Consider the following 9,194-nt stretch of genomic DNA (forward strand, 5'->3'; position numbering starts at 1 on the left):
AGTGAGGAGGGTATCTATGAGTCAATGGATGGTAGAAGCAAAAGGTTTGAAAAAGTATTACAGGCTGGGGGAACATATTGTTAAGGCGCTGGACGGTGTGGATTTTACAGTAAAAGAGCAGGAATTTGTGGCGATTGTCGGGAAATCGGGCAGTGGGAAAAGCACGCTACTCCATATGCTGGGCGGGCTGGACGTCCCGACGGAAGGAAGCGTCTGCATAGACGGGAAAAATCTGGCCGGAATGAATAAGGAACAGTTGACGGTATTCCGGCGCAGAAAGGTTGGATTTGTTTTCCAGAATTATAATCTGGTGCAGGATTTGAATGTATACGAAAATATCGTACTGCCGATTGAACTGGACGGGCGCCCGGTGGACAAAAGATTTATGGAAGAGATGTTGGATCTTCTCAAGCTTCAGGAAAAGAAAGAAGCACTTCCGAGCAATCTGTCCGGCGGCCAGCAGCAAAGAGTCGCCATTGCGCGGGCGCTTGCATCAAAACCGCGGATTCTTCTTGCCGATGAACCGACCGGAAATCTGGACAGCGCATCCGGCCATGACGTGCTGGGGCTTCTGAAAGTGGCTGCAAGACAGTTCCGGCAGACCGTGATTTTGATTACCCACGATATGGACATTGCCCAGATGGCGGACCGGATTGTCCATATTGAAGATGGAAAAATCGTGAAAGAAAGGGGAATTCACGATGAAAAATAATAACGGGAAAATCATTTCCAGACTGGCCAAAAGTGCGCTTGCAAAAAACAAAAGAAAAACGCTTACAATGTTTTTCGCTGTTTTATTGTCCGCCTTTCTTCTTTTCAGCGTGCTGACAGTCGGAGTGACTTATTTTAAAATGCAGAGGATCCAGAATATCCGAATGAACGGAGCTAAGTTTGATGCGATTATGTATGGAGTGACGGAAGAGCAGCAAGAATTCTGCGACGAAAACGAAGATATTCTACGGACCGGAATCTGCGCGGTGTCGGGATATGTAGAGGCGACAGACAAGGACAATACACCAAACGTCGGACTGATGTGGGCGGATCCGACGTTCTGGGACACCATGATGGAACCGGCCCGGACATCTGTAGAGGGAGAGTATCCGAAACAGGAAAATGAAATCATGGTGACGGAGAAGGCACTGGAAGAATGTGGCTATGGCAATCTCGATATAGGTGATACATTTCGAATGACGGTCGGAACGCCAAAAGGATCGTTTGAAAAAGAGTTCCGGATTTCCGGAAAATGGAGCGGCTACGGTGAGAAAAAGATATTTTATGTCTCCCAAAGTTTTTATGAAGCGTCCGGCTACCAGGTTTCGGATGTTGCCTCCGGCCGGTTTTATATGGATATCCGGCAGAAGCTGATGACGGAAAAAGAGCAGAATGCTCTGATTGAGGATATGAATCTTGGAAAGCAGCAGAGAATGTTCTTTTCAGAGGATATGAGCTTTTCGATCTCCATTGTGACGGGTATGATCGGGCTGGCCGCCATGATCTGTCTGTGTGCCTATCTTCTGATTTATAATATCATGTATCTGTCAGTGGCAGGAAATACAAGGTATTACGGACTTCTTCAGACGATTGGAATGACAGAACGTCAGATTTACAGCATGATTTACCGGCAGATGGCGGTAATCGGAGGGGGCGGCGCTGCATGCGGAATCCTTCTCGCGTGTGCAGTATCCTTTTTCCTGATCCCTTTTGTGGTAGAGTCGCTGGGAATCCGGACCGGGCAGGCAGGACAGGTACAGATTTCCTTTCATCCGCTGATTTTTGCGCTTACCATTCTGATTGTGGGGATAACGGTAATGGCGGCGGGAAGGAAACCGGCAAAGATTGCGGCAGGATGTTCTCCGCTGGAAGCGATTGGCTACCGGCCGCAGAAGAACAGAAGCTATTCCGGCAAGACCGGAAGAGGAAAGGTGCTGTGGAGACTGGCAAAGAAACAAATCACGAAAGAGAAAAAGAAGACAGGAGTTGTGATGGTTTCTCTTGCATCCGGGCTTTCGATATTTCTGTGTCTGGCAACTCTTTTTTCCAGTCAGGGAGCAAGAGAATATACATCCAATTCCATGGATCTGGATCTGGTTGTACAAAATGACACGATTCGGAAAGAAACACAGGAGGAAAGGAAAGCGGTTCTGGATGATTCCGCTTTGGAGAACATGAAGCAGACACAAGGTGTAAAAAATGTACATCCGGTCTTTTTTGCGGAGATCATTGTGCCATGGGAACCGGAGTTTTCCGACATGTGGATGAAAGAATTTTATGAAATGTGGATGACGATTCCTTATGAGGATGAGAAGAAAGAATATCAGGAACATCCTGAAAATTTTGGCACTTCCATGATCGGGATCGATCAGGCCGCATTTGAAAATCTGAATCAGGCGCTTGCAGAGCCGGTGGATGAAGAAGCATTTATGCGAGGCGATACCTGCATTTTGTATCGGGACGGTCTGGATTTTACAAGTTCGGATGTCGAGGGAAAAGAGGTGACCTGCGCAGAGTATTCCAATCCGGAACATACGAAGACATTTTCCATTGCAGGCCTGACGGATGACAATTACTATACGGCGCTGGTTGGATATCCGCCGACCATCATTGTCTCAGAACAGGCGCTCAAAGAATTTGCGGCAGAACCAATGCTTTTTAAGATGGGGATCTATTATGAGGAAACATATGATCAGGGGACAGAAGACCGGATTCTTGGAGAACTGGAAGGACTTTCCGGATACAGAGATTTATCGATGGAATCCAAAATTGATCTGATGGAAACGATCCGGGAGGCACAGGGAAATATGATGCTGGTAGGAACCGGGCTTGTGTTTATTCTGGCACTGATAGGTATTATGAATTATATTAATACTTCAATCAGCAGTGTGCAGAACAGGCTGGTGGAACTGTCAGTTATGGAAAGCATCGGAATGACTGACCGGCAGATGAAATGGATGCTGCTTCTGGAAGGATTGCTTTACGCAGCAGGATCCCTTCTGATTACCATGACTGCCGGACTTGCAGTAACCTATGGAATCTTCCAGTCCATGAATTACCGCGGCGCTCCATTCGCCGTACCGGTTTTACCGCTCGTATGCGGAATTGCAGTCGTATTTCTGATCTGTATGACAGCACCTTTTATTGCGTGGAAGAAAATGGTAAAACAACATTCCCTGATAGAACGAATTCGGGGATTTGAATAATAAGGAGATGCACAAGAGGGACAGCGGGAGTCAAAGACTCCTGATGTCCCTCTCTGTCTGTCCCTTCGCTTTTCCCAATTCCTTCAATTTCTTCGATTGCATATGAGATATTATATGAAAAACGAATAAAATTTAATGATTATCATTAAATTCTGTTTCGAAATTCTGGAAGCAGGTGTATAATAGAAGCAGGAAAGAACAGGGAAGATAGGAGGGAACTGCTATGAAAAATGATTTTGAACTGGATACACAGCCAAAGAAAAAACAGGATTTTCTGAAACGAATCCGGATTTGGATCGGAGTTGCCATTTTTCTAACCGGGGCAATGACAATAGCCGGTATCGACTACACGGTAGATATGCTGTTTGTAAAAGGAATCGGAAAGCAGGAAATCGCATCCTTTGCATCCGGGGAGGTTTATTATTTTGTTATACTGATAGCATTTGTCTTATTGATTAAGATTTTGATTGATGAAAAGCCGTTTTCATCAACGCTGACAAAAGGGATTCAGTTTAGTGGACTCCTGTTCGTGATCGCGTCTATTGTGATCCCAAGACTGGGAGGATATCAGAGTTCCGGGTTCGAGATCTGTTCCTACGGATCTTTCGTGCTGATTGATGGGATGTTCCTTCTGCCGGGGCTGCTCTTAATTGTTCTTGGCCGGATCATCATGGCAGGTTTTGTGATGCAGAAAGAACTGGATGAAATCTTGTAAGGAGGAAAAACATGGCAATTATATTGAGACTGGACCGTGTGATGGCCGACAGAAAGATTTCTCTAAATGAACTTTCCAATCGGGTCGAAATCTCTACAGTAAACCTGTCTAATTTAAAAACCGGGAAAGTAAAAGCAATCCGGTTTTCGACTCTGGATGCCATCTGTGAAGTGCTGGACTGTCAGCCCGGGGACATTCTGGAGTTTCAAAAAAGAACGGAGGAAGAGGCAGACAAACAGGATATTGACGATACAGGAAAAAGGGATTAACATTAACTTATCATTTAATGTTTGTATAAAACTAAAGGAAATTGAGGTGAAAAGCATGAGGAAGGAAGCCGGCAGGGAAGAATGGAAAAAACTATATGATGTGGCGACCAGAATCAGGGAATTGAAGCCGTGGGAGGACTTTTGGGATCTGGATCTGATTTGCCTGAGAGAAGGAGAAAAGGAGGATGCAGCCTTTGTCAGCATTCTTGGAAAAGGCGGAGAATATTATGGGATTGTTGTATATGAGGGGTACAGGGATCTCAATACGTTTATGATGATGCTGAATCAGGAAGCACTCAATTTGTCAACGGAGTTTGTAATGGGAAATCAGAGCAGTCTGGCCTGCTATTGGGGAAACAGAGAAGAGCTGACGGAAAAAGAGAGAGAAATCATCAAAGATACAGGATATAAATATCGTGGGAAAAATCAGTGGCTCTATTTCCGTTCCTATAAAGAAGGCTATTATCCATATCAGCTGAATCAGGACGAAGTGCATCGGATGTGCTATTATCTGGAGCTTCTGGAAGAGGCGGTTCTTACATACCGCAGCGAGGAGGTAAATGTAAACTTCCGGGGTGGAGAAATGTATGTGTATTCCATAGATCCGGATACGGATAATCATTACTGGGGTGCGGAAGAGCTTCCGTTTGTCTCCTTTAATTACCGGAGTCTGAAACTGAATGATGCAGAAATCATAGAGACGTTAAAAAATGTACCAAATAATCGTTACGTTCTTGAAATGGATGTGGCATATCAGGCCGCAAAAATCAATGACAAAAGCTACGACCGTCCGGGAAGTATGAGAATGATTGTGATAGCGGAGGCCAGGACAGAGCTGATTATGAAAGCGCAGATTCTCGGGCCGGAGGAGGATCAGCTGGAATCACTGGCAAACAGCCTGATCGAGTTTATCGGACAGTTTGGCGCACCGAGAGAGATCCGTGTCAGCAATATTATTGTAGAGGCGGCGCTCGAAGAGCTTTGTGAGATTACTGATATCAAGTTGAGACGGGTGAAGCGGCTTCCGGTCATTGAAGACTTTATGAATGGTATGGGAGAACGGATGCGATAAGGATGAATGAGACAGGGTTTTATGCCCTGTCTTTTCTGAATCTCTGAGATTGTGAAAGGACAATCCGAAAAAGACAAAATATTCTGAAAATAAATATTGCAAAAGGAAATAATAAATTAATGAAGAAAATATAGATAAATATATTGACAAAACGAAATTATGGTGCTATTATATAACCATAAAATAACAGACCAGAATTGTAAGACGGACGCGAGCCGTAAACATTCAGTTGTTATTTCCTTTCAACACAGGTGTTGGACGTTCCGAGAAAAATACAGGCGCTGAGTATCGGGACATCAAGTTTATGAAAGAGAGGTACAGACCACCAAAAACGTAAACTTATTTACCAAAATGAAATCCGGAAGAAAGAGGTAAACGAATGATTGAAGAATCAAAGTAAAGACGGGTGCTGATATTTAAAGTATTGGTATCCGTCTTTACACGTGGTATCAGAGGAGTGGAAGCGTCAAACCGCTTCTTTTTTTGTTGGAAATTTGTGCCTGTCCGGTGGGGGTGAATGGATGACAGAGAAGGTATGAAAATTTACTCAGGCATGGTGGAATCTCTTGAAGTGTTAAAAGTGATAAAGTATAATAATTGCATGGATCCGTTTTAAAAACGGAAGAAAGGATGCAGAAATGAGAAATTACTGGGATTGGGAAAGATTCGGAGAAGACATCAGGAGAACTGTTCAGGATGCTGTAGATTCGATGGATTTCAGAAGTCTGAATCAGACGATTACCGATACGATTAACAGTGCGGCGGGAAGCTTCAGGAAAAATTCAGGGAGCGCCAGACAGAGTGCAGGCGGAGAGCAAAGCACAAAAAAAGACTGGGCAAAAGTAGACTTAAGCAAGCTGAAGCGGCCGGTACTGTACGCCGGAACCGGAGGTAAGAAAGCAGCCGGCATGGCACTTTCCATTACAGGACTTGGAATTGGAGCAGTGTTTTTGCTTGGGTTCATTTTCACCGGTCTGACTATGCTTTTGCTGGAGCAAAATGCAGGCCTTACGTTTGGGTTTGTTACGCTTCTGATATTTACAGTGATTTTTGGAGGAATCGGGGCGGCCGGGCTGAAGAAGCTTGGGCGTGTAAGGCGTTTTCAGAGTTATCTCTCTGAACTGCAGGGAAAAGAATACTGTAATGTAAGCGAACTGGCCAGACGGACAAGGAAAAAGGAGAAAACCGTTTTAAAAGATCTGGAATGGATGATCGAAAAGCGCTGGTTTTTACAGGGACACCTGGATGATACAAATACATGCCTGATTACGAGCAACGATGCTTATGATGCATATAGGGAGCTGATGCAAAAGCAGCAGGAAGCCCGAAAGAACGAAGAAGAAGAGAAAAAGAAAAAGGCATGGGAAGCGAAAACAAGGGAGGAGGAGCGTGCCAGAAAGAGGCAGCAGATGGATCCTCAGATCCGTACCGTAATCGAGACCGGGCAGAACTATATCCGGAAGCTGAAAGAGTGTAATGATGCGATACCGGGAGAAGTTGTATCCGAAAAGATTTCAAGGATGGAAGAGCTGACAAAGCGGATCTTTGAAAGAGTGGAGCAGGACCCGGATGCGGTGGATGACATTGAAAAGCTGATGGAATATTATCTCCCGACGGCAGTGAAACTGCTGGAAGCATATGAGGAGCTGGATCACCAGCCGGTACAGGGTGAAAATATTCTGAATTCTAAAAAAGAAATCGAAGATACACTTGATACGCTGAATATCGCATTTGAGAAGCTTCTGGATGACCTGTTTCAGGAAACAGCCTGGGATGTTTCATCAGATATTACTGTGCTGAAAATGATGCTGGCACAGGAAGGACTTACAGAAGACGATTTTAAAACAGGAGGGAAATCATGAGTCAGGATTTAAAAGATTTACAGACAGGTCCGGTATTGACCCTGGATCCGTTTCAGGATACGAAACAGGAGATCAAACCGGAGGAAAAAGAAGAGCCGGTTATGGATGAAAACGTATTGACAGACGAAGAGCGGAAAATGGCAGAGCAGTTTGCAAACCAGATCGATCTGACGAATTCGACCATGATTCTCCAGTATGGAGCCGGAACACAGAAAAAGATGGCCGATTTTTCGGAGACGGCGCTTGATAATGTGCGGACGAAAGATCTTGGCGAAGTGGGAGATCTTTTGAGCGGCGTTGTACAGGAACTGAAAAATTTTGATGAAGAGGAAGAAAAGGGATTTTTCGGCATTTTCAAAAAGCAGGCAAACAAACTGCAGAATCTGAAATCAAAATATGCAAGTGCAGAGACGAATGTCAATCAGATTTGCAAAGTACTGGAAGGGCATCAGGTTCAGCTTATGAAAGATATTGCCCTGCTGGACAAGATGTATGAATTAAATCTGACCTATTTTAAAGAATTGACCATGTATATCATGGCCGGAAAAAAGAAACTCAAAGACGTAAGGGAGAAAGATCTTGCAGAAATGAAACTGAAAGCGCAGAGAAGCGGTCTTGCTGAAGATGCGCAGTCGGCCAGAGATCTGGAATCCATGTGTCTGAGATTTGAGAAAAAGATTCACGATCTGGAGCTGACAAGGATGGTATCCATCCAGACTGCGCCGCAGATTCGTCTGGTGCAGAATAATGATACAATCATGGCAGAAAAAATCCAGTCCACGATTGTCAATACCATTCCGCTCTGGAAGAGTCAGATGGTACTTGCCCTTGGTGTTGCACATTCCAGACAGGCAGCAGAAGCACAGCGTGAAGTGACAGATATGACGAATGAGCTGTTAAGGAAAAATGCAGAGACTCTGAAGATGGCAACGGTAGAAACCGCAAAGGAATCCGAAAGAGGCATTGTAGATATGGAAACGCTCAAAGCGACCAATGAATCACTCATTTCTACTCTGGATGAAGTAATGCAGATTCAGGAAGACGGGCGTAGAAAGCGTCAGGAGGCAGAAGTAGAACTGCGAAAGATGGAGCAGGAATTAAAGGACAAGCTTCTTCAGATCAGATAATAAATAAAAAAGGCGTCCGTACGAATAAAAGTGCGGACGCTTTTTGTGTGAAAGCGAAAGACTGCTGACCGTATTACTCGGCTGTACAGACTTCGGTACGACTCTTTCTTTCGAAAATCATGCGGAAAATAAAGCGCACAAGCGGGCCGCAGAAGAAAATCTGCCAGAAAAAGGCCATCGGGAAATTGCAGACAAATGTCTGAAGCCATACCGGAATAAATTCAACACCGGGATGTTTAAAAATCACAGTGGCCCAGAAGCTCATGATCGGGCACATGAAAGCGACGGTGACGCTCGCTCTGGCAAGCGTGACGAAAATCGGTTTATCTTCGCCCGGGGTTACAAGACGGAACGCAATCTTTGGCGCAATCCGTTCGATAAAGAAGAAGCCCGTCACAAAGCAGATCGGATAAATAATGACCATCTCACGAAAGGCATAGAGAATACCGGCATTTGTCAGTCCGCGCATACGCAGGCCGGTATTATAGAGTTCCATTGCTGCAACCATGAAAAAGGTCATCAGCAGTCCATAGATTACTTCTTGAAATTTTGTTTTTGGCATAATCAGTCCTCCTTAATTCATTTCAATGAAAAAGGCGTTAATCCACTGAATGCACAATAGACTACGCCTGGAAGACTTATTTCTATTTTGGCTGATTAAAGCCCTTTCCTTGTTTAGGTAACTATAAGATTTATTTGTACGTCGATCCGTACGCTGATGATTATAGCAAATTTAGATTAAAAATTCAAACAGAAATTTTTCTCATAAAAACAGTAGAAAACATGTGATGAAATAAAAAAGAAAAAAAGATAAAAAAGTTGTTGACATTTATAAGCCTGGATGATAATATATAACACGTTCCGCTGATAACTGTCAGCACAAAACATCTCAGAGTGACAATCCTGAGGACGGCTTTTCCGCATTGGCTTGACGGACCGCCACAGAAATTAC

At 44.3% G+C, this 9,194-nt stretch carries 8 protein-coding genes; 7 read left to right on the forward strand and 1 reads right to left on the reverse strand.

The window, feature by feature from the left end; genetic code table 11:
* Positions 1 to 16 precede the first annotated feature (16 nt).
* The 7 genes from B5G11_RS07675 to B5G11_RS07705 all read left to right on the forward strand — a co-directional run bounded on the left by B5G11_RS07675 (position 17) and on the right by B5G11_RS07705 (position 8,242).
* Positions 17 to 712 (forward strand): ABC transporter ATP-binding protein, encoded by a 696-nt coding sequence (locus B5G11_RS07675; protein ID WP_087169704.1) that lies wholly within the window; start codon positions 17 to 19, stop codon positions 710 to 712.
* The gene (locus B5G11_RS07680; RefSeq protein WP_087252744.1) at positions 702 to 3,197 is read left to right on the forward strand and encodes an ABC transporter permease; all 2,496 of its coding nucleotides are present in this window, start codon (positions 702 to 704) and stop codon (positions 3,195 to 3,197) included. The genes B5G11_RS07675 and B5G11_RS07680 overlap by 11 nt, the downstream gene beginning before the upstream one ends.
* Positions 3,198 to 3,420: 223 nt before the next feature.
* On the forward strand, positions 3,421 to 3,912 hold the full coding sequence (locus tag B5G11_RS07685) for a hypothetical protein (RefSeq protein WP_087252745.1): 492 nt from the start codon (positions 3,421 to 3,423) through the stop codon (positions 3,910 to 3,912).
* A gap of 11 nt (positions 3,913 to 3,923) precedes the next feature.
* Positions 3,924 to 4,181, forward strand: a complete 258-nt coding sequence (locus tag B5G11_RS07690; protein ID WP_087252746.1) for a helix-turn-helix transcriptional regulator — start codon at positions 3,924 to 3,926, stop codon at positions 4,179 to 4,181.
* A 55-nt stretch (positions 4,182 to 4,236) separates the two neighbouring features.
* Positions 4,237 to 5,253 carry a hypothetical protein gene (locus B5G11_RS07695; protein ID WP_087169706.1) on the forward strand — a complete coding sequence of 339 codons (1,017 nt, stop codon included), beginning with the start codon at positions 4,237 to 4,239 and terminating at the stop codon, positions 5,251 to 5,253.
* A gap of 638 nt (positions 5,254 to 5,891) precedes the next feature.
* Entirely contained in the window at positions 5,892 to 7,115 is a 1,224-nt protein-coding gene (locus tag B5G11_RS07700; protein ID WP_087169707.1) for a 5-bromo-4-chloroindolyl phosphate hydrolysis family protein, read from the forward strand.
* The gene (locus B5G11_RS07705) at positions 7,112 to 8,242 is read left to right on the forward strand and encodes a toxic anion resistance protein (protein ID WP_087252747.1); all 1,131 of its coding nucleotides are present in this window, start codon (positions 7,112 to 7,114) and stop codon (positions 8,240 to 8,242) included. Before B5G11_RS07700 ends, B5G11_RS07705 begins: the two co-directional genes overlap by 4 nt.
* A gap of 73 nt (positions 8,243 to 8,315) precedes the next feature.
* Here B5G11_RS07705 and B5G11_RS07710 read toward each other — a convergent pair whose 3' ends face one another.
* Positions 8,316 to 8,804, reverse strand: a complete 489-nt coding sequence (locus tag B5G11_RS07710; RefSeq protein ID WP_087252748.1) for a DUF2798 domain-containing protein — start codon at positions 8,802 to 8,804, stop codon at positions 8,316 to 8,318.
* Positions 8,805 to 9,194 lie beyond the last annotated feature (390 nt).

Source organism: Drancourtella sp. An57, from assembly GCF_002161525.1.
Taxonomy (GTDB): Bacteria; Bacillota; Clostridia; order Lachnospirales; family Lachnospiraceae; genus Sellimonas; species Sellimonas catena.

Excerpts from the sequence above, each read along its gene's own strand:
- B5G11_RS07710 (WP_087252748.1), bottom strand. The coding sequence starts at position 8,804 with ATGCCAAAAACAAAATTTCAAGAAGTAATCTATGGACTGCTGATGACC.
- B5G11_RS07675 (WP_087169704.1), top strand. The coding sequence starts at position 17 with ATGAGTCAATGGATGGTAGAAGCAAAAGGTTTGAAAAAGTATTACAGG.
- B5G11_RS07680 (WP_087252744.1), top strand. The coding sequence starts at position 702 with ATGAAAAATAATAACGGGAAAATCATTTCCAGACTGGCCAAAAGTGCG.
- B5G11_RS07695 (WP_087169706.1), top strand. The coding sequence starts at position 4,237 with ATGAGGAAGGAAGCCGGCAGGGAAGAATGGAAAAAACTATATGATGTG.
- B5G11_RS07690 (WP_087252746.1), top strand. The coding sequence starts at position 3,924 with ATGGCAATTATATTGAGACTGGACCGTGTGATGGCCGACAGAAAGATT.
- B5G11_RS07705 (WP_087252747.1), top strand. The coding sequence starts at position 7,112 with ATGAGTCAGGATTTAAAAGATTTACAGACAGGTCCGGTATTGACCCTG.
- B5G11_RS07700 (WP_087169707.1), top strand. The coding sequence starts at position 5,892 with ATGAGAAATTACTGGGATTGGGAAAGATTCGGAGAAGACATCAGGAGA.
- B5G11_RS07685 (WP_087252745.1), top strand. The coding sequence starts at position 3,421 with ATGAAAAATGATTTTGAACTGGATACACAGCCAAAGAAAAAACAGGAT.